This window comes from Gammaproteobacteria bacterium (genome assembly GCA_016716465.1).
Taxonomy (GTDB): Bacteria; Pseudomonadota; Gammaproteobacteria; order SZUA-140; family SZUA-140; genus JADJWH01.
In genome coordinates, this window is sequence record JADJWH010000001.1 from 1458605 (window position 1) to 1478720 (window position 20116).

The following is a 20116-nucleotide window of genomic DNA, read 5'->3' on the forward strand; positions in this document are numbered from 1 at the left end:
GCGCCAAGGCCCCGACGCGGCACCCAAAATTGAAGGGGGGACGGGCTGACGCCTGCCCCCTCGGTCCGGGTAATACACCCCAGCGGGGCGGAACTCGGCGACGTCAGATCCCCCATAACGAAACCATCCCAACGGGGCGGGGACGGACTTCAGTCCGTCCCCGGACCTCCGGCCAGATGTACCCCCGAAAAAAAACGGGGACGGAATGCAATTCCGTCCCCGGGATAGAGATAGAAGGCGGGGGGACAGACGGGCAGTCCGTCCCCCCGCCCTGGTTTCAGGTGACGTTGAGGGCCTGCCGCAGCGCCTCTTCCACCTCGCTGGTGGTCGGCTGCTTCTCCTCCGCCGGGGCTTCCGGCTCGGTCGCCCGACGCTGGCGGTCCAGGTGGTAGGCGAGACCGGTGCCCGCCGGGATCAGGCGGCCCACGATCACGTTCTCCTTCAGGCCGCGCAGGCTGTCCACCTTGCCGCTCACCGCGGCCTCGGTCAGCACGCGGGTGGTCTCCTGGAAGGAGGCCGCGGAGATGAAGGACTCGGTCGCGAGCGAGGCCTTGGTGATGCCGAGCAGGACCGGGACGAACTGCGCCGGCACCTTGCCCTCGCTCGCCGCCTTGTCGTTCTCCTCCATCACGCGCGCGCGCTCGATCTGCTCGCCGGCCAGGAAGGCCGTCTCGCCCGGCGCGGAGACCTCGATCTTGCGCAGCATCTGGCGCACGATCACCTCGATGTGCTTGTCGTTGATCTTCACGCCCTGCAGCCGGTAGACGTCCTGCACTTCCTTGACGATGTACTTGGCCAGCGGCTCGACCCCGAGCAGGCGCAGGATGTCGTGCGGCGAGGGCGGACCGTCGGCGATGACCTCGCCCTTCTCCACGTGCTCGCCCTCGAACACGGTGATGTGGCGCCACTTGGGGATCAGCCCCTCGAAGCGCTCGCCGTTCTCGCCGACGATGATCAGGCGCTGCTTGCCCTTGGTGTCCTTGCCGAAGGCCACGGTGCCGGAGATCTCGGCCAGGATGGCCGGGTCCTTCGGCTTGCGCGCCTCGAACAGGTCGGCCACGCGCGGCAGACCGCCGGTGATGTCGCGGGTCTTGGACGATTCCTGCGGGATACGCGCGATGACGTCGCCGACCATCACCTCGGCCCCGTCCTCAAGGGTGATAATGGCGCCGGCCGGCAGGTAATACACGGCCGGGATGTCGGTGCCGGCGAAGTGCCGCTCGCCGCCCTTCTCGTCCACGATCTTCACCATCGGACGCAGGTCCTTGGTGCTGAGGCCGCGCGCCTTGGGATCGGTCACCACCATGCTGGACAGGCCGGTGAACTCGTCGGTATGGCGCTGCACGGTGACGCCGTCGATGATGTCCGAGTAGCTCAGGCGCCCGCCCACCTCGGTGACGACCGGATGGGTGTGCGGATCCCAGTTGGCCAGCTGCTGGCCGGCGCTGATCTTGTCGCCGTCATTGACCGAGATGAGCGCGCCGTAGGGGATCTTGTAGCGCTCACGCTCGCGGCCGCCGCCGTCGATGACGACCAGTTCACCGGAGCGGGACACCGCGACATTCACGCCGCCGCTGTTCTGCACCAGCTTGATGTTGTCGAGCCGCACGTTGCCGCTGACCTTCGCCTCGACCGAATTGACGGTCACGGCGCGCGACGCGGCGCCGCCGATGTGGAAGGTGCGCATGGTGAGCTGCGTGCCGGGCTCGCCGATCGACTGCGCGGCGATGACGCCCACCGCCTCGCCGATATTGACCAGGTGACCGCGCGCCAGGTCGCGCCCGTAGCAGGAGGCGCAGATGCCGTGGCGGTTGCGGCAGGTGATGGCGGAACGCACCTTCAGGTGGTCGACGCCTTCCTGCTCCAGCCGCTCGACCCACTGCTCGTCGAGCAGGGTGCCGGCCGGGACCACCTCGCCGCCCAGCTTGACGTCCTCGGCCAGAACGCGGCCGAGCACCAGCGAGCCGAGCGCCTCCACCACGTCGCCGCCCTCGATCAGCGCGGTCATCTGGACGCCGTCGGTGGTGCCGCAGTCGATGTCCGTGATGACCAGGTCCTGCGCGACGTCGACCAGACGGCGGGTCAGGTAACCGGAGTTCGCGGTCTTCAGCGCGGTATCGGCCAGACCCTTGCGGGCGCCGTGGGTCGAGATGAAGTACTGCAGCACGTCGAGGCCTTCGCGGAAGTTCGCCGTGATCGGGGTCTCGATGATCGAGCCATCCGGCTTCGCCATCAGGCCGCGCATGCCGGCGAGCTGGCGGATCTGGGCGGCCGAACCGCGCGCGCCCGAATCGGCCATCATGAAGATCGAGTTGAACGAAGGCTGGCGGATCTGCTTGCCCTCGCTGTCGATGGTGACGTCGGTGCCGAGCTTCTCCATCATCGCCTTGGCGACCTTGTCGTTGGTGTGCGACCAGATGTCGACCACCTTGTTGTAGCGCTCGCCGTTGGTGACCAGACCCGAGGTGTACTGCGCCTCGATGTCCTTCACCTCCTGCTCGGCGGCCTCGATGATGCCGGTCTTTTCCTGCGGGATCACCATGTCGTCGACGCCGATGGAGACGCCGGCGCGGGTGGCGTAGCTGAAGCCGGTGTACATCAGGCGGTCGGCGAAGATCACGGTCTCCTTGAGGCCGACGCGGCGGTAGCAGATGTTGACCAGGCTGGAGATCGCCTTCTTGTTCATGTCGCGGTTGATGAGATCGAACGACATGCCCTCGGGCACGATCTCGAACAGCAGCGCGCGGCCGACGGTGGTCGACACCAGGCGCCGGACCTCGCGCCGCGTGCCGTCCTCGTCGAACAGCACCTCATCGATGCGCACCTTGATGCGGGCGTGGATGTCGACCTGGCGCGTCTCATGGGCGCGATGCACCTCGGTGAGGTCGGCGAACACCATACCCTCGCCGGGCACGTTCACCTTCTCGCGCGTCATGTAATAGAGGCCGAGCACGACGTCCTGCGACGGCACGATGATCGGCTCGCCGTTGGCGGGCGACAGGATGTTGTTCGACGACATCATCAGCGCGCGCGCCTCGAGCTGGGCCTCCAGCGACAGCGGCACGTGCACGGCCATCTGGTCGCCGTCGAAGTCGGCGTTGAAGGCGGTGCAGACGAGCGGATGCAGCTGGATCGCCTTGCCCTCGATCAGCGTCGGCTCGAAGGCCTGGATGCCGAGGCGGTGCAGCGTGGGCGCGCGGTTGAGCAGGATGGGATGCTCGCGGATGACCTCCTCGAGGATGTCCCACACCTCCGGGCCCTCGCGCTCGACCATCTTCTTGGCCGCCTTGATGGTGGTGGCGAGGCCGCGGCGCTCGATCTTGCTGAAGATGAACGGCTTGAACAGTTCCAGCGCCATCTTCTTCGGCAGGCCGCACTGATGCAGGCGCAGCGCCGGACCGACCACGATGACGGAGCGGCCGGAGTAGTCGACGCGCTTGCCGAGCAGGTTCTGGCGGAAGCGGCCCTGCTTGCCCTTGATCATGTCGGCGAGCGACTTCAGCGGGCGCTTGCTGGTGCCGGTGATGGCCTTGCCGCGGCGGCCGTTGTCGAGCAGCGCGTCGACCGCCTCCTGCAGCATGCGCTTCTCATTGCGCACGATGATATCCGGCGCGTTGAGGTCGAGCAGGCGCTTCAGGCGGTTGTTGCGGTTGATCACCCGGCGGTAGAGGTCGTTCAGGTCCGAGGTCGCGAAGCGGCCGCCGTCGAGCGGCACCAGCGGGCGCAGCTCCGGCGGCAGCACCGGCAGCACCGACATGACCATCCATTCCGGGCGGTTGCCGGAGTCCAGGAAGGCCTCGATCAGCTTGAGCCGCTTGGACAGCTTCTTCAGCTTGGTGTCGGAGTTGGTGCTGGCGATCTCCTCGCGCAGCTTCTCCACCTCGGCCTTCATGTCCAGCGTGGAGAGCAGCTCCTGGATGGCCTCGGCGCCCATGCGGGCGTCGAACTCGTCGCCGTGCTCCTCGATGGCGTCGAGGTAGGCCTCGTCCGTCAGCAGCTGGCCGCGCTCGAGCTGGGTCATGCCCGGATCGATGACGACGAAGGCCTCGAAATACAGCACGCGCTCGATGTCGCGCAGCGTCATGTCGAGCAGCAGGCCCATGCGCGAGGGCAGCGACTTGAGGAACCAGATGTGCGCCACCGGGCTGGCCAGCTCGATGTGGCCCATGCGCTCGCGCCGCACCTTGGTCACGGTGACCTCGACGCCGCACTTCTCGCAGATGACGCCGCGGTGCTTGAGGCGCTTGTACTTGCCGCACAGGCACTCATAGTCCTTCACCGGGCCGAAGATCTTGGCGCAGAACAGGCCGTCGCGCTCCGGCTTGAAGGTACGGTAGTTGATCGTCTCGGGCTTCTTCACCTCGCCGAAGGACCAGGACCGGATCTTCGCCGGCGAGGCCAGCCCGATGCGGATGGCGTCGAATTCGTCGATCTGCCCCTGCTGCTTGAACATGTTGAGTAGGTTTTTCAAAGCCGTCTCTCCCGATCAGATTCGCTTGTAACCCGGCGGACGCCGCGCGTCCGCCCGCTGTGCAATCCCGCCTTACTCCAGCTCGACGTCGATGCCGAGCGCGCGGATTTCCTTCAGCAACACATTGAACGACTCCGGCATGCCCGGCTCCATGTGATGGTCGCCATCGACGATGTTCTTGTACATCGCCGTGCGCCCGTGGACGTCGTCGGACTTCACCGTCAGCATCTCCTGCAGCGTGTAGGCCGCGCCGTAGGCCTCCAGCGCCCACACTTCCATCTCGCCGAAACGCTGGCCGCCAAACTGGGCCTTGCCGCCCAGCGGCTGCTGGGTGACGAGCGAGTACGGGCCCGTCGAGCGCGCGTGCATCTTGTCGTCGACCAGGTGGTTCAGCTTCAGCATGTACATATAGCCCACCGTGACCTGGCGCTCGAAGGCGTTGCCGGTGCGGCCGTCGTACAGCGTGGTCTGGCCCGAGGTCGGCAGGCCGGCCAGTTCCAGCATGCCCTTGATCTCACCCTCGGTGGCGCCGTCGAACACCGGCGTCGCCATCGGCACGCCGCCGCGGAGGTTCTCGGCAAGCGCCATCACCTCGTCGTCGCTGAGCGTGGTGAGGTCCTCTTTCTTGCCGCTGGTGTTGTAGATCTTGTTGAGCAGGCCGCGCACGTCGGCGGCCTTGCGCTGCGCGTCGAGCATCTCGCCGATGCGCTTGCCCACGCCCTTGGCGGCCCAGCCCAGGTGCGTCTCGAGCACCTGGCCGACGTTCATACGCGAGGGCACGCCGAGCGGATTCAGCACGATGTCGACCGGGGTGCCGTCGGCCATGTAGGGCATGTCCTCCACCGGCACGATCATCGAGATCACGCCCTTGTTACCGTGGCGGCCGGCCATCTTGTCGCCCGGCTGCACGCGGCGCTTGACCGCGAGGTAGACCTTCACCATCTTCAGCACGCCCGGGGCGAGGTCATCGCCCTGGCTCAGCTTGCCGCGCTGATGCTCGAACTTGTCGTCGAAGGCCTTCCGCAGGCGCGCGCGCTGGGCGTTCAGGCCCTCGAGCTCCTTGACGTTGGCCTCGTTCTTGAGCCGCACCTCGAACCACTTCTCGCGCGGCACTTCGTCCAGCAACGCCTTGGTGATCTTGACGCCGCTCTTGAGCGCCTTGGGGCCGCCCTCGGAGGTCTTGCCGACGAGCAGCTTCTCGACGCGCAGGTAGATGTCCTCCTCCAGGATGCGGTACTCGTCGTTGAGGTCCTTCTTGATGCGCTCGAGCTCGGTCTTCTCGATCTGCAGCGCGCGCTTGTCCTTCTCGACGCCGTCGCGCGTGAACACGCGCACGTCGATGACGGTGCCCGCCATGCCCGAGGGCACGCGCGCCGAGGTGTCCTTCACGTCCGAGGCCTTCTCGCCGAAGATCGCGCGCAGCAGCTTCTCTTCCGGCGTCAGCTGGGTCTCGCCCTTCGGCGTCACCTTGCCGACCAGGATGTCGCCCGGGCCGACCTCGGCGCCGATGTAGACGATGCCGGACTCGTCGAGCTTCGCCAGCGCGGTCTCGCCGACATTGGGGATGTCGCAGGTGATCTCTTCCGGTCCGAGCTTGGTGTCGCGCGCAACGCAGGTGATCTCCTCGATGTGGATCGAGGTGTAGCGGTCCTCCTCCACCACGCGCTCGGAGATCAGGATCGAGTCCTCGAAGTTGTAGCCGTTCCAGGGCATGAACGCCACCAGCAGGTTCTGCCCCAGCGCCAGCTCGCCGGTCTCGGTGGAGGAGCCGTCGGCCAGCACGTCGCCCTTGGCGATCACGTCGCCCGGGTTGACCAGCGGCTTCTGGTTGATACAGGTGTTCTGGTTGGAACGCGTGTACTTGGTCATGTTGTAGATGTCGACGCCGGGCTCGCCGGTGGCGGTCTCCTCGTCGTGCACCCGCACCACGATACGGCCGGCATCCACCAGGTCCACCACGCCGCCGCGCTGCGACACCACCGCGGTGCCGGAGTCGATCGCCACGGTGCGCTCCATGCCGGTGCCCACCAGGGGCTTCTCGGCGCGCAGCGAGGGCACCGCCTGGCGCTGCATGTTGGAACCCATCAGCGCGCGGTTGGCGTCATCGTGCTCGAGGAACGGGATCAGCGAGGCGGCCACCGAGACGATCTGCTTGGGCGACACGTCCATGTACTGGGCGCGATCCGGCGTCATCATCGTGAACTCGTTCTCGTGCCGGCACGAGATCAGCTCCTCGGTGAGCTTTCCGCTCTTGTCCAGGCCGGCGCCGGCCTGGGCGATCACATACTGGCCTTCCTCGATGGCCGACAGGTATTCGATCTCGTCGGTGACGCGGCCGTCCACCACCTTGCGGTACGGCGTCTCGAGGAAGCCGTATTCGTTGGTGCGGGCGTAGACCGACATCGAGTTGATCAGGCCGATGTTCGGGCCTTCCGGCGTCTCGATCGGGCACACGCGGCCGTAATGGGTCGGATGCACGTCGCGCACCTCGAAGCCCGCGCGCTCGCGCGTCAGGCCGCCCGGCCCCAGGGCCGAGACGCGACGCTTGTGCGTCACCTCGGAGAGCGGGTTGTTCTGGTCCATGAACTGCGACAGCTGGCTGGAGCCGAAGAATTCCTTGATCACGGCCGTCACCGGCTTGGCGTTGATCATCTCCTGCGGCATCAGGCCCTCGGACTCGGCCAGCGCCAGGCGCTCGCGCACGGCGCGCTCGACGCGCACCAGGCCGACGCGGAACTGGTTCTCCACCATCTCGCCGACGCAGCGGATGCGGCGGTTGCCGAGGTGGTCGATGTCGTCCACCGCGCCCTTGCCGTTCTTGATGTCGACCAGCACGCGCAGGCTGTCGATGATGTCCGAACCCCAGTTATCCAGGGCCGACCGCAGGTCGCCCCAGGTGGCCTTGTCGTTCTCGCCCTTGCCGTGCAGCTCCGGCAGGTCGAGCAGGGACGACTCGAACAGCTTGAGCTGCGCGAGCGAAACCGCGTCGCCGTCGCCCTTCGGCTTCAGGGTATCTTCCAGCAGGCTGGCAAAATAGACGTTGTCGATCAGGATGCCCGGGCCGACGATGGTGTCGTTCTGCACCCGGCGGTTGAACTTCATGCGGCCGACCGCCGACAGGTCGTAACGGTCGGAATTGAAGAACAGGTTGCGGAACAGCACTTCGGCCGCTTCCTTCGTCGGCGGCTCACCCGGGCGCATCATGCGGTAGATGTCCACCAGCGCCTCGAGCTGCGTGCGCGTCTGGTCGATGCGCAGCGTGTCGGACATGTAGGGACCGCGGTCGAGTTCGTTGGTGTAGAGCGTGCGCAGTTCCTTCAGGCCGGCGTCGACGAATTTGTCGATCTGCTCGGCGGTGAGCACGGTGTTGGCCTCGGCCAGCACCTCGCCGGTCAGCTCGTCGACGACATCGTGCGCCAGCGTCTTGCCGATCAGGTACTCCTTCGGCACCGGGATGGCGCTGAGCTGCTGGCTCTCCATCTCGCGCACGTGACGCGCGGTGATGCGGCGGCCGGCCTCGACGATGACCTTGCCCTTGGGACCCTTCAGATCGAACAGCAGGGTCTCGCCGCGCAGGCGGTCGGGCACCAGGTCGAGCTTGATGCCGTCTTTGGCGATGCGGAAGGTGTTGACGTCGAAGAACAGCTCGAGGATCTGCTGGCTGCTGTAACCGAGCGCGCGCAGCAGCACGGTCGCCGGCAGCTTGCGGCGGCGGTCGATGCGCACGAACACGCAGTCCATCGGATCGAATTCGAAATCGAGCCAGGAACCGCGGTAGGGGATGATGCGGGCGGAGTAGAGCACCTTGCCTGAGGAGTGCGTCTTGCCCTTGTCGTGATCGTAGAACACACCGGGCGAACGGTGCAGCTGGGACACCACCACACGCTCGGTGCCGTTGATGACGAAGGTGCCGTTGGAGGTCATGAGCGGGATCTCGCCCATGTAGACCTCCTGTTCCTTGATGTCCTTGACGGAACGCGCGTTCGCCGGCGCGTCCTTGTCGTAGATCACCAGGCGCACCTTCACCTTGAGCGGCGCCGAGTAGGTGACGCCGCGCATCTGGCATTCCTTGACGTCGAATACCGGCGTGCCGAGCTCATAGCTCACGTAATCAAGGGCCGCGTTGCCCGAGTAGCTGAGGATGGGGAACACCGAACGGAACGCCGCCTCCAGGCCCAGGTTGGCGCGCTGGTCCGGCGCCGCCTCCGCCTGCAGGAAGGTCTGATAGGAATCGATCTGGGTCGCGAGCAGATACGGAACCTTCAGGACGCTGGGGCGCTTGCCAAAATCCTTGCGGATGCATTTCTTCTCTGTATACGAGTATGGCATCGGAGTTCCTCGAGAATAGATATTCAATCAGCGGTCTTCATAACTGCACTTGCCGGGCGAACGCATGCCGGACGGAAAAGAAAAGAAAACCCGTACCCCGCATCCGCCGGAGGCGAATGCGGGGCAAAGGTCTTCTTGGGACTTTCCGTACAGCGGGAAGTTCGCTTACTTGATTTCAACCGTCGCGCCGGCCTCCTCAAGCTGCTTTTTGATGCTGTCCGCATCCGCCTTCGACACGCCTTCCTTGACCGGGGACGGCGCGCCCTCGACCAGATCCTTGGCCTCTTTCAGACCCAGGCCGGTTATGGCGCGGATGACCTTGATGACGTTGACCTTATTATCACCGAAAGCCTTCAAAATGACAGTAAATTCGGTCTTCTCCTCGGCGGCGGCGGCACCACCGGCGGCGGGCGCGGCAACGGCCACGGTCGCGGCCGCGGCGGAGACGCCGAACTTGTCTTCCATCGCCTTGATCAGGTCGACGACCTCGAGGACCGTCATCTTGGAAATGGCATCCAGAATATCGTTGGTGCTGACTGACATGGTCTATGCTCCTAAATCTTGAATGTAATCAGTTGATAAGTAAGCCCGGCGGCACTCAGGCCGCGGCCTGTTTCTGATCGCGGACGGCGGCCACGGTACGGGCCAGTTTGTTCGCCGGCTCGGCCAGCGTACGCACAAACTTCCCGATCGGCGCCTTCATCACGGCCATCAGCTGGCTGATCGCCTCGCTCTTGGTCGGCATCTGCGCCAATCTTTTGGCGTCTTCCGGCGCCAGCAGCTTGCCGCGCAATGCCACGACCTTGATGATGAGCTTCTCGTTCGTCTTCGCGAAGTCGGTCAGGACCCGCGCGGCGGCGGCCGGATCTTCCTTCGATAAGGCGAGGATCAGCGGCCCGACGAAGCCCTCCTGCATGCACGCGAATTCCGTCTCCGAGACCGCCTTGCGCGCGAGCGTGTTCTTGACCACGCGCAGGTAGACACCGGACTGACGGGCCTTGCGCCGCAGATCGGTCAAAGCCTCGACCGTGAGACCGCTGTATTCCGCCGCGATGGCGGATTGCGCAGTGCTGGCCTCACGGGCCACGTCGGCGACGATTGCCTTCTTGTCTTCAAGCGATAACAAGCGTTCACCTCCCAGTTCGCCATGCCCTCCCGTTCCGGGTCCGCATGGCGTCGTTTACGCCACGGGCGCGCACACTGCGCACGCCCACCCACGGCGACCTTGCAGGAGGAAATCCTGTGCGGGTCTCACCGTCTACGCAGGCAGAAGACCCGGTTCCCCGGGGATTCAGCTTAGGCCGTCCACGCCCCCCTGTCAGGGATGCGGCGCGGCGCCTGCGGTCTTCGACGTCCTCCGCCCGCGGCCGTTGGCCCGGCGGGGATGCCCAAAGTCTGTCGCGCGACCCAGGCCTATTCGGCCAGGGTCGATTGATCGATGATCAGGCCCGGCCCCATGGTGCTCGAGACCGAGATCTTCTTCATGTAGATGCCCTTGGCGGTGCCCGGCTTGGCCTTGTTGAGCGCGCCCAGCAGCGCGGACAGGTTCTCGCGCAGCGCCGGCACGGTGAAGCTCGCCTTGCCGATCACGCAGTGCACGATGCCGGCCTTGTCGGTGCGGTACTGCACCTGACCCGCCTTCGCATTCTTCACCGCCGTGACCACATCGGGCGTCACCGTCCCCACCTTGGGGTTCGGCATCAGGCCGCGGGGACCGAGGATCTGGCCCAGCTGGCCGACGACGCGCATCGCGTCGGGGGTGGCGATCGCCACATCGAAATCCAGGTTCCCGGCCTTGATGGACGCGGCGAGGTCGTCGAACCCGACGATGTCGGCGCCCGCCGCCTTGGCGGCCTCGGCCTTCTCGCCCTGGGCGAACACCGCGACGCGCATCGACTTGCCCGTGCCGTTCGGCAGCACGGTCGAGCCGCGCACCATCTGGTCCGACTTGCGGGTATCGACGCCGAGATTCACGGCGACGTCGACCGTCTCATCGAACTTCGCGGTCGCCAGTTCCTTCAACAGCGCGAGCGCCTCATCGAGCGGGTACTGCTTGCCGGGCACGGTCTTCCCGCGGATCAGTTTGTTGCGTTTGGACAGCGCCATGTCACACCCCCTCCGAGTCGAGGCCCATGCTGCGCGCGCTGCCGGCGATGGTGCGCACGGCGGCATCCAGATCCGCGGCGGTCAGGTCGGGCATCTTGGTCTTGGCGATCTCCTCGAGCTGCGCGCGCGTCACCTTGCCCACCTTGACGGTGTTCGGCGTGGCGCTGCCCGAGGCGATGCCGACGGCCTTCTTCAGCAGCACCGAGGCCGGCGGGGTCTTGATGACGAAGGTGAAGCTGCGATCACTGTAAACGGTGATCACCACCGGCAGGGGCATGCCCTGCTCCATCTTCTGGGTCTGGGCGTTGAACGCCTTGCAGAACTCCATGATGTTGACGCCGGCCTGGCCGAGCGCCGGACCGACCGGCGGGCTCGGATTGGCCTGCCCGGCGGCCACCTGCAGCTTGATGTACTTGTCGACTTTCTTTGCCATTGCTCACTCCCGGGTGCAAGCGCCTCGCGGCTCCCCGCTCTATTAATAAAACTCCAGGACTAAGGACTTAGGACTAAGGACTGAGTCAAACCCACAACCCCGTCGTCCAGATCATCCTTAGTCCTTAGTCCTTAGTCCTTATCCCTTCTCCACCTGCCCGAATTCCAGCTCCAGCGGGGTGGAACGGCCGAAGATGGTCACCGCCACGCGCAGGCGGCTCTTCTCGTAATTGACCTCTTCGACGACGCCGCTGAAGTCCGCGAACGGACCCTCGATGACGCGCACGACCTCGCCGGGCTCGAACAGCACCTTCGGCTTCGGCTTCTCGACGCCTTCCTGGATGCGGTCGATGATCTGCTGCGCCTCCTTGTCGGAGATCGGCGCCGGCCGGTCGGAAGTGCCGCCGATGAAACCCATGACCTTGGGCACTTCCTTCACCAGGTGCCAGGTGGTGTCGTTCATCTCCATCTGGATCAGCACGTAGCCGGGGAAGAACTTGCGGTCGCTCTTGCGCTTCTGGCCGCCGCGCATCTCGATGACTTCCTCGGTGGGGACCAGGATATCGCCGAACAGCTCGGCCACGCCGCTGTGCGAAATGCGTTCCTTCAGGGAGCGCACCGCCTGCTGTTCGAAGCCGGAATAGACATGCACCACGTACCACCGCTTAGCCATGTGCCATCAGCCCCCTTGGCCCGTAAATAGCTTTACCAACCACGTCAGGAACGAATCGAAGATCCACAGGATGACCGCCGTCACCAACACCATCCCCATGACCACCAGCGTGGTCTGGATGGTTTCCTTGCGCGTGGGCCAGACGACCTTGCGCACCTCGGTGCGGGCCTCGCCGATGAAGGCCCAGGTGTGCTGGCCGGCCGCGGTCTGAAAGAACACGGCACTGGCGACGCCGATCGCCACCAGCAGGCCCAGCACCCGCAGCAGCAGGGAGGTGTCCTCCCCGTAATAATAGAAAGCCCCGAGCGCCCCCGCCACGATCAGCGCGGCCAACAGGAACTTGATCTTGTCGCCCATAACCTCAAACACCAAAATGTATGAAGTGAAAAAATCAGGAGTCCGACAATCCGTGACTCCCCCACTTCCCACCCGTTCAATTGGCAGGCCAGGAGGGAATCGAACCCCCAACCTGCGGTTTTGGAGACCGCCGCTCTGCCAATTGAGCTACTGGCCCTAAACTTTAAATTAAATCCGGGGACGGACTTCAGTCCGTCCCCGCTCTGCATTTACTCGAGTACTTTCGACACCACGCCGGCGCCGACGGTGCGGCCGCCTTCGCGGATCGCGAAGCGCAGGCCTTCTTCCATCGCGATCGGGTTGATCAGCGACACCGTCATCTTCACGTTGTCGCCCGGCATCACCATCTCAACACCCGACGGCAGGTCGCACGCGCCCGTCACGTCCGTCGTCCGGAAGTAGAACTGCGGGCGGTAGCCGTTGAAGAACGGCGTGTGACGGCCGCCCTCTTCCTTGCCCAGAATGTACACCTCGCACTCGAACTTCGTGTGCGGCGTGATCGAACCCGGCTTGCACAGCACCTGGCCGCGCTCCACTTCCTCGCGCTTCGTGCCGCGCAGCAGCACGCCCACGTTGTCCCCCGCCTCGCCCTGGTCCAGCAGCTTGCGGAACATCTCCACGCCCGTGCACGTCGTCTTCGTCGTCGGCTTGATGCCCACGATCTCGATTTCGTCGCCCACCTTCACCAGGCCGCGCTCGATGCGGCCCGTCACCACCGTGCCGCGGCCCGAGATCGAGAACACGTCCTCGATCGGCATCAGGAACGGCTTGTCCTTCGGACGCTCCGGCACCGGTATGTACCGGTCCATCTCTTCCACCAGCTTGATCACCGCCGGCATCCCGATCGGCGAGCTGTCGCCCTCCAGCGCCTTCAGCGCCGAGCCCGTCACGATCGGCGTGTCGTCCCCCGGGAACTTGTACGTCGTCAGCAGCTCGCGGACTTCCATCTCCACCAGCTCCAGCAGCTCCGGATCGTCCACCATGTCCGCCTTGTTCAGGAACACCACGATGTACGGCACGCCCACCTGCCGCGCCAGCAGAATGTGCTCGCGCGTCTGCGGCATCGGGCCGTCCGCCGCCGACACCACCAGGATCGCGCCGTCCATCTGCGCCGCGCCCGTAATCATGTTCTTCACGTAGTCCGCGTGTCCCGGGCAGTCCACGTGCGCGTAGTGCCGCGCCGTCGACTCGTACTCCACGTGCGACGTCGAAATCGTAATACCGCGCGCCTTCTCTTCCGGTGCCTTGTCGATCTGGTCGTAGTTCAGCACCTCGCCGCCAAATTTCTCCGCCAGCACCTTCGTCAGCGCCGCCGTCAACGTCGTCTTACCGTGGTCCACGTGACCGATCGTTCCCACGTTCACGTGCGGCTTCGTACGCTCAAATTTTCCCTTGGACATTGGACTGTCTCCCAAAAATTCTGGTTGCCTAACACGCCGGAGCGCTCATTCCCTAAAATCCCCGAAGACCCCAGGACCTGCGCCAGATGCCTGAGGTGGAGCCCATAACCGGATTTGAACCGGTGACCTCTTCCTTACCAAGGAAGTGCTCTACCGCCTGAGCTATATGGGCCTAGGATCTTCTGGAGCGGGTGATGGGAATCGAACCCACACCATCAGCTTGGAAGGCTGAGGTTCTACCATTGAACTACACCCGCCTGCTCAGCTATAGACCCGGCAGATGCCCGGTCCCTCATCACGTCCGCTCTACAACGGCGATTCCTGGTGGAGGGGGGAGGATTCGAACCTCCGAAGGCAGAGCCGTCAGATTTACAGTCTGATCCCTTTGGCCGCTCGGGAACCCCTCCCAAAGCAAGCCGCCTATTTTGCTGGTGTATCCGTGCCTTGTCAACATTGAAACCCGGCCCGCGCGGAGGCCCGGCGACCGGGAATCCGCGCCACCCGACGCACCGAAATATGGCGTGCGCGCGGCTCACCCGGCGGACTCGTCCGCCTTGGCCTGCCGCCACAGCGCCTCCTGCTCGTCCAGTGCGAGATCGCCGAAACGGCGCCCGCCGTCCGCGGCGATCGCCTCCATGCGGGCGTAGCGCCGCTCGAAGCGCCGGTTGGCCTGCCGCAGCGCCGCCTCGGGATCGACGCCGAGGTGCCGGGCCAGGTTGCTCACCGCGAGCAGCAGGTCGCCGACCTCGTGCACCCGCTGCGGCGAGCCCGCCGGGGTGCCGAGCTCGGCGCGCAACTCCGCGATCTCTTCCGCGATCTTGTCGAACACGCGCTCGACGTCGGGCCAGTCGAACCCGTCGCGCGCGGCGCGGTTCTGCAGCTTCACCGCCCGCGTCAGGGCGGGCAGGGCATGCGCAACGCCCGCCAGCGTGCCGCGCAGGCCGCTTTCGTCGCGCTCGCGCGCCTTGTGTCCTTCCCAGTCCGCGGCCTGGTCCCGGGCATCGGCGCCGCGCCCGGCGCCGAACACATGCGGGTGGCGCCGGACCAGCTTGGCCGCGATCCCCTCCGCCACCTCGCGGAAACCGAACAGGCCCTGCTCCTCGGCGATGCGGGCGTAGAACACGATCTGGAACAGCAGGTCGCCCAGTTCGTCGCGCAGTCCGGCATCGTCGCCGCGCTCGATCGCATCCGCGACCTCGTAGGCCTCCTCCAGGGTGTGCGGCAACAGGGAGCGGAAAGTCTGGGCGCGATCCCACGGGCAGCCGCTTTCCTCGGCGCGCAGGCGGCGCATGATCTCGAGCAGCTCATCCACTCCGTTCACGGTCCCTCCTGCCGCGCCTGCCCGATGCGGTCCAGACTGACCAGCTTGTTGCCGGCGTCGAAACACAGCCGGAACTCGCCATGCACGCCGTCGCGGGTGACGAAACGGCGCAGCAGGCCGGCGGGAAACTGGATCGTGCGTCCGTCACGCCCGCGCACGACCACATGACGCGCGGCGCCCTGGTAGTAACGCAGGTACTCGTCCGACGAAATGTTCAGCACGAAGGTGACCTCTCCCGCCTCAGTCATCATCGCCTCCGCTTTCGCCGTACTTCAGCATGCGCTCGATCCGGCCCAACGGTATCCTGACCCCGTCACCGATGCCTTCGCAGCGACGCGCCTCGCGCAGCCACGCCGTCCGGCTGCCGATCACCTCGGGCCAGAACGGATAACTCACGCACTGGCGCGGGCGCGCGGCGTACACCCTGCAGCGCCCGTCGACACCGAGGAACGTGCAGCGGCCGTCGCGCTCCAGCCGCAGCACGCGCGCGCCCTGCGCGGTGCGCGCCAGATAGCGCCGCCGGAACCACGGCCAGCTCAGGCCGAGGTGCGCGCAGATCCTCCTGGCCTCCGCGCGCCCGACGAAGACATGGTAATCGCCGCCGCCGCTGCAGCACGCGCCGCATCCGGTACAGCGAAAACGCAGCGGATGCCGCTGGTAATAGGGTTTTGCGCCTTGCATGCCGCTCTCGCCTGGTCGTGAAAAAATTGCCGCGATACGCGCCGCGCCCGGCAAAAACCGGGGTGCGCTCATGGTGACCGATTTTAACAAGAAATGGATTGCACGGCGGAAAATACGTTGCTATGCTGCGCGTACTGTAATACAAGCGGGAAATACAGTTTTTTACCTCGACCAACCAACAGCCAACCAACAGCAAGGAGAATTCCATGGTTGCAAAAAAGAAAGCGGGAACCAAGAAAAAAGCGGCCACCAAGAAAGTCGCTGCCAAGAAAGCAATCGCCCGCCCCAAGGTTTCCAGTTCCTTCACCCGTTCCTCGACCCTGTCCCATATCGCCGATAGCACCGGCATCACCAAGAAGGACGTCTCCACCGTGATCGACAGCCTGAAGGCGGTGGTCGAAGCGCACGTGAAGGCGGGCAAGATCTTCACCCTGCCCGGCCTGTTCAAGGTCAAGGTCACGCGCAAGCCGGCCACCAAGGCCCGCAAAGGCGTCAACCCGTTCACCGGCCAGGAGATGATGTTCAAGGCCAAGCCCGCGCGGAACGTGGTCAAGATCCAGGCGTTGAAGTCGCTGAAGGACATGGCCTGATTGCGCATGCGCGTGCGCCCGGCGTCGCGCCGGGCGCACGCGCGGCCGTAAGGCAGTGCAACACGGGGCGGGAGTTTCCCGCCCCGCGTTTCCGAATATTCCGCCCTGATATCCCCCGTCCCGCATTCAACCACCCGCCGCCTCCATGACCGCCGCCTCCGGCCAGCCCGCCATGCATCACGGCCTGGTACGATTTTTTCATTAGAGACGGCATGACACGCATCCTGTTCCTGCTCTGCCTGCTGCCGGCGTTCTGCCTCCCGGGAAACGCCGCCGCGGCGGACGAAGCGGCGGAGCTTCGCCGCCTGCGCGCCGATTTCCTGGCGGCGGAGGGCGCCCTGCGCGGCGGCGATCTCGCCCGTTACCGCGCACTGCTCGCGGGACTGGGCGACTACCCGCTCTACCCGTATCTGCGCTTTCAGTATCTGCTCCCGCGTCTGCAGTCGACGGGCGAGGATGAGATAACGGAATTCATCCGGCGCTACGCGGACAGCCCGCTGGCCGTCCGCCTGCAGAGCGCCTGGCTCGACAGTCTCGCCCGCAGCGGCCGCTGGCAGACCTTGCTGCGGCATGCCCCCGCCGACAGCGGTGATGTGGAACTGGATTGCCAGCGCCGCTGGGCCCTGCATCGGGCTGGCGATACAGCCTCCGCCCTGGCCGGGATGGAACGGCTGTGGCTGGTGGATCGCTCCCAGCCCGCCGCCTGCGACCGCGTCTTCGCGCTCTGGCGCAGCGCGGGGGGGCTTGAACCGGAGCTGGTCTGGCGCCGCTTCGCGCTCGCGATGAACAACAACGAGGTCCAGCTGGCGCGCTATCTCGCGCGCCAGCTGGACGGCGAATACCGGGAAGACGCGGAACTGTGGCTGCGCGTCCACGCCGATCCCGCGCTCATCCTGTCGTTGCCGCGCGGCGGACGGCCGGTGTCCGCCAGCATCCTGATCCACGGAATCAAACGCCTCGCGCGCAAAGATATCGACCGGGCGATCGCGGTGTGGACGGAAACACTCAGCACGCGCCACGAATTCACCCCGGAGGAAACCGCGGAGGTTCAGCGCAGCCTGGGCATGACCCTGGCCCTGCGCGGACGCAAGGAATCCCTCGCCTGGCTTTCCCAGGTCGAGGCGGGAAACACCGACACCACGCTGCGCGAATGGCGCGCACGGGCCGCGGTCAGCCAGCAGGACTGGCGCGCCGTGCTCGCGGCGATCTACCAGATGCCCGAACAGGAACAGGCGGCGGCGCGCTGGCGCTACTGGCAGGCGCGCGCGCTGGACGGGCTCGCCCAGCGCCAGCAGGCCGACGAGATCTTTCTGGGCCTGGCGCTGAATCGGGGCTATTACGGCTTTCTGGCCGCGGACCGACTGGGGCGCCCCTATCAGATGAATCACGACCCGCTCGACGCGGCCACGACACACAGCGTCAGCGCGGAGACCTATCCGGGCGTGGCACGGGCGCTGGAACTGTTCGCGCTCGACCGCCTGGTCGATGCGCGGCGCGAATGGTATTACACCACCCGGGAAATGACGGACTGGCAGCTCCAGTCGGCCGCGCTGCTGGCGCAGCGCCGGGGGTGGTACGATCGCGCCATTGTCACCATGGGCCGCACCTCGCGGCTCGACGACATGGAGCTGCGCTTCCCTGTCGTCCACCGTGAAGAGGTGCTGTCCGAGGCGCGCGCACGGGGTGTCGATCCCGCGCTCGCCTTCGCGGTGATACGCCAGGAGAGCGCCTTCGCGGTGGACGCGCGCTCACCGGCCGGCGCGCTGGGCCTGATGCAGTTGCTGCCGCAGACCGCGCGCAAGATGGCCGGCTACCTCCGCCTGCCCGAACCGGGACACGCGGACCTGCTCAACGTCTCCACCAATCTGCGCTTCGGTATCGCGCACCTGCGCCAGCTCATCGACCGCTACAACAACGCACTGGTGGCCGTGGCGGCCTACAACGCCGGCGTCAGCCGCGTCGACCGCTGGCTGCCGCAAGATGCCGTCGCGGGGTCGGATCAGTGGGCGGAAACCCTGCCGTTCGCGGAAACGCGCGGCTATGTCCAGAACGTGATCTACTTCGCATCCATCTACGACATCCGACTGGAACTGCCGCCGCGCAAATTGAGCGAACGCATGCCCGCGGTAATGCCGCTCAACTCCCGCCTGAGCCGGGAACAACCCGACCCGGCGCGGCGGGATGAACCCGAACTGAAGGCCGATGCGAATTCCTAGCCGGCGGCCGCGGCTTCACGCCGGCTCGAGTTCGGCGCAGTCCACGCAACGATCGGTGTAGGGCACCGCGCGCAGGCGCGCGCGCGGGATGGTCTCGCCGCACAGCACGCAGACGGCATATTCGCCCCGCTCCATGCGCTCCAGCGCGCGCTCGATCTGGGCCAGCTCCTTGCGCGCCGCCGCATCCAGCGCATCCAGCACTTCCTCATTCTGGCGCTCCACCGCCTGCTCTTCGAAATCAGGATCGAGCGGCTGGCTTTGATGCCCCAGGTCCCGCGTAATGGCGGTCAAGCGGCCCAGCATCTCTTCGCGCTTGTTCACGAGATCGCGACGTATATCCTCGTAATCTTCCACGGCTCCCTCCTCGGCGGCGACTGATCTGAATTGGTGACAAATTTATCCCAGATGCCGTCCAGGCACCATGCCCTGCGCGGTCACCGCCGCAGGCGCCGCAGATAGCGCGCGTAATGGCGCCGCAAAAAAACCGCCGGATCCCAGTCCGCCGCCGCCAGCCGGTGCCGGTACAGCGCCGGCACGACGTAGGTCCACGCCAGACGCGAGCGACCGCCGGCGGCGTCGCGCACGCGCAGCGGCCGGCGGCGGTAGAACGCGTTCTCGTAGGCATCGAGCCGGCGCAGATGCGCGTTGCTCAAACCCCGGTACACCGTTCCGCCGACCTCGGCGCCGGCCTGCGCGACGATGCCGGGAAAAACCTGCCCCTTGACGGCGCGCCGGCGATAACCGGGCAGGACCGCCGCCCGGCCCGGAAAACGCCGGCCCGCGACGGCCTCCATAATGGGCGGGAATTCCAGCGTGCCGTAACAGAACAGGCGGTGACGCGCCGGCGCCCTCATGCGCCCTCCGGCGGCGGCAGGGCCTCGATCAGCCTCAGCGCCGAGGCCTCGATGACGCTGCGAAAGGTCACCGGCGTTTCCTTGGAGGTATCGTAGGCATAGTTCATTTCCTGCACACCCTCCCACGCGATCTTGCCGCTCTCACTGTCCCAGATCTGGAAAAACAGCCGCGCGCTCGCCCGCTTGGTCTCCAGCAGGCGCAGGCCCAGCAGGCTCAGGCGTCCGACCGAGTCCTGGGAGAACGCGGCCAGGTTGAGCTGCGCCACGTAACGTACTCCGGTGAGCCGCCCGACCTGGGCCAGGTAGTCACGACGGAAGATGCCGGTATCGTGATAGTCCTCGTACATGCGCCGGTAATCGTCGGCGTAGCCGTTGCTGTTGATCATGCCGAGCGTTTCCGGCAAGGTGACGACGGCGATCCCCGGCCGCCGCGCGACCAGCGCCTCGCTGAAGATGAGCGCGACGACCTGCTTGTCCTCTTCCTTGCCCAGGGCGACGGACGGCGTAACGAAGGCGAGCCCGCCCGCCTCCAGCGCGCCGGCATCGAGGCCGAGCGTGTGATGATGCACCGTCGCCGAGAGCTGCGGCCCGCCGGCGCAACCCGCGCACAGCGCCAGGACGCAGATCGACGCGAACAGGACGGCGCGCGGTCTCCGCGGATACGCACGGTCTCGCCCGGACATGGC

Annotated in this window: 17 protein-coding genes and 4 tRNA genes; 2 read left to right on the forward strand and 19 right to left on the reverse strand. The window is 66.0% G+C overall.

The window, feature by feature from the left end:
* Positions 1-277: 277 nt before the first annotated feature.
* The 16 genes from rpoC to IPM20_07110 all read right to left on the reverse strand — a co-directional run bounded on the left by rpoC (position 278) and on the right by IPM20_07110 (position 15770).
* Complete coding sequence (gene rpoC, locus IPM20_07035; protein MBK9131379.1) at positions 278-4471, reverse strand: DNA-directed RNA polymerase subunit beta'; 4194 nt, start codon at positions 4469-4471, stop codon at positions 278-280.
* Between the two features lie 72 nt (positions 4472-4543).
* The gene (gene rpoB / locus IPM20_07040; protein ID MBK9131380.1) at positions 4544-8800 is read right to left on the reverse strand and encodes a DNA-directed RNA polymerase subunit beta; all 4257 of its coding nucleotides are present in this window, start codon (positions 8798-8800) and stop codon (positions 4544-4546) included.
* Positions 8801-8965: 165 nt separating this feature from the next.
* On the reverse strand, positions 8966-9343 hold the full coding sequence (gene rplL, locus IPM20_07045) for a 50S ribosomal protein L7/L12 (protein ID MBK9131381.1): 378 nt from the start codon (positions 9341-9343) through the stop codon (positions 8966-8968).
* A 55-nt stretch (positions 9344-9398) separates the two neighbouring features.
* Complete coding sequence (rplJ, locus tag IPM20_07050) at positions 9399-9926, reverse strand: 50S ribosomal protein L10 (GenBank protein MBK9131382.1); 528 nt, start codon at positions 9924-9926, stop codon at positions 9399-9401.
* Between the two features lie 287 nt (positions 9927-10213).
* Complete coding sequence (gene rplA, locus IPM20_07055) at positions 10214-10906, reverse strand: 50S ribosomal protein L1 (protein MBK9131383.1); 693 nt, start codon at positions 10904-10906, stop codon at positions 10214-10216.
* 1 nt (position 10907) lies between these two features.
* Positions 10908-11339, reverse strand: coding sequence for a 50S ribosomal protein L11 (gene rplK, locus IPM20_07060; GenBank protein ID MBK9131384.1), 432 nt, complete (start codon positions 11337-11339; stop codon positions 10908-10910).
* Between the two features lie 138 nt (positions 11340-11477).
* On the reverse strand, positions 11478-12011 hold the full coding sequence (gene nusG / locus IPM20_07065; protein MBK9131385.1) for a transcription termination/antitermination protein NusG: 534 nt from the start codon (positions 12009-12011) through the stop codon (positions 11478-11480).
* A 6-nt stretch (positions 12012-12017) separates the two neighbouring features.
* Positions 12018-12368 carry a preprotein translocase subunit SecE gene (gene secE / locus IPM20_07070; GenBank protein MBK9131386.1) on the reverse strand — a complete coding sequence of 117 codons (351 nt, stop codon included), beginning with the start codon at positions 12366-12368 and terminating at the stop codon, positions 12018-12020.
* A gap of 81 nt (positions 12369-12449) precedes the next feature.
* Positions 12450-12525 (reverse strand) — tRNA-Trp (locus IPM20_07075).
* A 52-nt stretch (positions 12526-12577) separates the two neighbouring features.
* Positions 12578-13768 carry an elongation factor Tu gene (gene tuf / locus IPM20_07080; GenBank protein MBK9131387.1) on the reverse strand — a complete coding sequence of 397 codons (1191 nt, stop codon included), beginning with the start codon at positions 13766-13768 and terminating at the stop codon, positions 12578-12580.
* A 96-nt stretch (positions 13769-13864) separates the two neighbouring features.
* Positions 13865-13940: transfer RNA gene (locus tag IPM20_07085), tRNA-Thr, on the reverse strand.
* A gap of 11 nt (positions 13941-13951) precedes the next feature.
* Positions 13952-14025 (reverse strand) — tRNA-Gly (locus IPM20_07090).
* Positions 14026-14090: 65 nt separating this feature from the next.
* A tRNA-Tyr gene (locus tag IPM20_07095) sits at positions 14091-14175 on the reverse strand.
* 125 nt (positions 14176-14300) lie between these two features.
* On the reverse strand, positions 14301-15059 hold the full coding sequence (mazG, locus tag IPM20_07100) for a nucleoside triphosphate pyrophosphohydrolase (protein MBK9131388.1): 759 nt from the start codon (positions 15057-15059) through the stop codon (positions 14301-14303).
* 26 nt (positions 15060-15085) lie between these two features.
* Positions 15086-15337 carry a DUF2835 domain-containing protein gene (locus IPM20_07105; protein ID MBK9131389.1) on the reverse strand — a complete coding sequence of 84 codons (252 nt, stop codon included), beginning with the start codon at positions 15335-15337 and terminating at the stop codon, positions 15086-15088.
* Positions 15330-15770 (reverse strand): YkgJ family cysteine cluster protein, encoded by a 441-nt coding sequence (locus tag IPM20_07110; GenBank protein ID MBK9131390.1) that lies wholly within the window; start codon positions 15768-15770, stop codon positions 15330-15332. Before IPM20_07110 ends, IPM20_07105 begins: the two co-directional genes overlap by 8 nt.
* 206 nt (positions 15771-15976) lie before the next feature.
* Between IPM20_07110 and IPM20_07115 the strand changes: the two genes are divergently transcribed.
* Both IPM20_07115 and IPM20_07120 read left to right on the forward strand, forming a co-directional pair.
* Complete coding sequence (locus tag IPM20_07115; GenBank protein ID MBK9131391.1) at positions 15977-16360, forward strand: HU family DNA-binding protein; 384 nt, start codon at positions 15977-15979, stop codon at positions 16358-16360.
* Between the two features lie 212 nt (positions 16361-16572).
* Entirely contained in the window at positions 16573-18576 is a 2004-nt protein-coding gene (locus IPM20_07120; GenBank protein ID MBK9131392.1) for a transglycosylase SLT domain-containing protein, read from the forward strand.
* 15 nt (positions 18577-18591) lie between these two features.
* Here the strand turns inward: IPM20_07120 and IPM20_07125 are convergent, their stop codons facing one another.
* The 3 genes from IPM20_07125 to IPM20_07135 all read right to left on the reverse strand — a co-directional run bounded on the left by IPM20_07125 (position 18592) and on the right by IPM20_07135 (position 20113).
* Complete coding sequence (locus IPM20_07125; protein MBK9131393.1) at positions 18592-18879, reverse strand: TraR/DksA family transcriptional regulator; 288 nt, start codon at positions 18877-18879, stop codon at positions 18592-18594.
* A gap of 131 nt (positions 18880-19010) precedes the next feature.
* On the reverse strand, positions 19011-19430 hold the full coding sequence (locus tag IPM20_07130; GenBank protein MBK9131394.1) for a gamma-glutamylcyclotransferase: 420 nt from the start codon (positions 19428-19430) through the stop codon (positions 19011-19013).
* On the reverse strand, positions 19427-20113 hold the full coding sequence (locus IPM20_07135; protein ID MBK9131395.1) for a hypothetical protein: 687 nt from the start codon (positions 20111-20113) through the stop codon (positions 19427-19429). The genes IPM20_07130 and IPM20_07135 overlap by 4 nt, the downstream gene beginning before the upstream one ends.
* Positions 20114-20116: the final 3 nt, after the last annotated feature.

Coding starts and splice junctions, on each gene's coding strand:
- rpoB (MBK9131380.1), bottom strand. CDS start 8,800: ATGCCATACTCGTATACAGAGAAGAAATGCATCCGCAAGGATTTTGGC.
- rplL (MBK9131381.1), bottom strand. CDS start 9,343: ATGTCAGTCAGCACCAACGATATTCTGGATGCCATTTCCAAGATGACG.
- rplA (MBK9131383.1), bottom strand. CDS start 10,906: ATGGCGCTGTCCAAACGCAACAAACTGATCCGCGGGAAGACCGTGCCC.
- rplK (MBK9131384.1), bottom strand. CDS start 11,339: ATGGCAAAGAAAGTCGACAAGTACATCAAGCTGCAGGTGGCCGCCGGG.
- nusG (MBK9131385.1), bottom strand. CDS start 12,011: ATGGCTAAGCGGTGGTACGTGGTGCATGTCTATTCCGGCTTCGAACAG.
- secE (MBK9131386.1), bottom strand. CDS start 12,368: ATGGGCGACAAGATCAAGTTCCTGTTGGCCGCGCTGATCGTGGCGGGG.
- tuf (MBK9131387.1), bottom strand. CDS start 13,768: ATGTCCAAGGGAAAATTTGAGCGTACGAAGCCGCACGTGAACGTGGGA.
- mazG (MBK9131388.1), bottom strand. CDS start 15,059: ATGCGCCGCCTGCGCGCCGAGGAAAGCGGCTGCCCGTGGGATCGCGCC.
- IPM20_07105 (MBK9131389.1), bottom strand. CDS start 15,337: ATGACTGAGGCGGGAGAGGTCACCTTCGTGCTGAACATTTCGTCGGAC.
- IPM20_07110 (MBK9131390.1), bottom strand. CDS start 15,770: ATGCAAGGCGCAAAACCCTATTACCAGCGGCATCCGCTGCGTTTTCGC.
- IPM20_07115 (MBK9131391.1), top strand. CDS start 15,977: ATGGTTGCAAAAAAGAAAGCGGGAACCAAGAAAAAAGCGGCCACCAAG.
- IPM20_07120 (MBK9131392.1), top strand. CDS start 16,573: ATGACACGCATCCTGTTCCTGCTCTGCCTGCTGCCGGCGTTCTGCCTC.
- IPM20_07125 (MBK9131393.1), bottom strand. CDS start 18,879: ATGCTGGGCCGCTTGACCGCCATTACGCGGGACCTGGGGCATCAAAGC.
- IPM20_07130 (MBK9131394.1), bottom strand. CDS start 19,430: ATGAGGGCGCCGGCGCGTCACCGCCTGTTCTGTTACGGCACGCTGGAA.
- IPM20_07135 (MBK9131395.1), bottom strand. CDS start 20,113: ATGTCCGGGCGAGACCGTGCGTATCCGCGGAGACCGCGCGCCGTCCTG.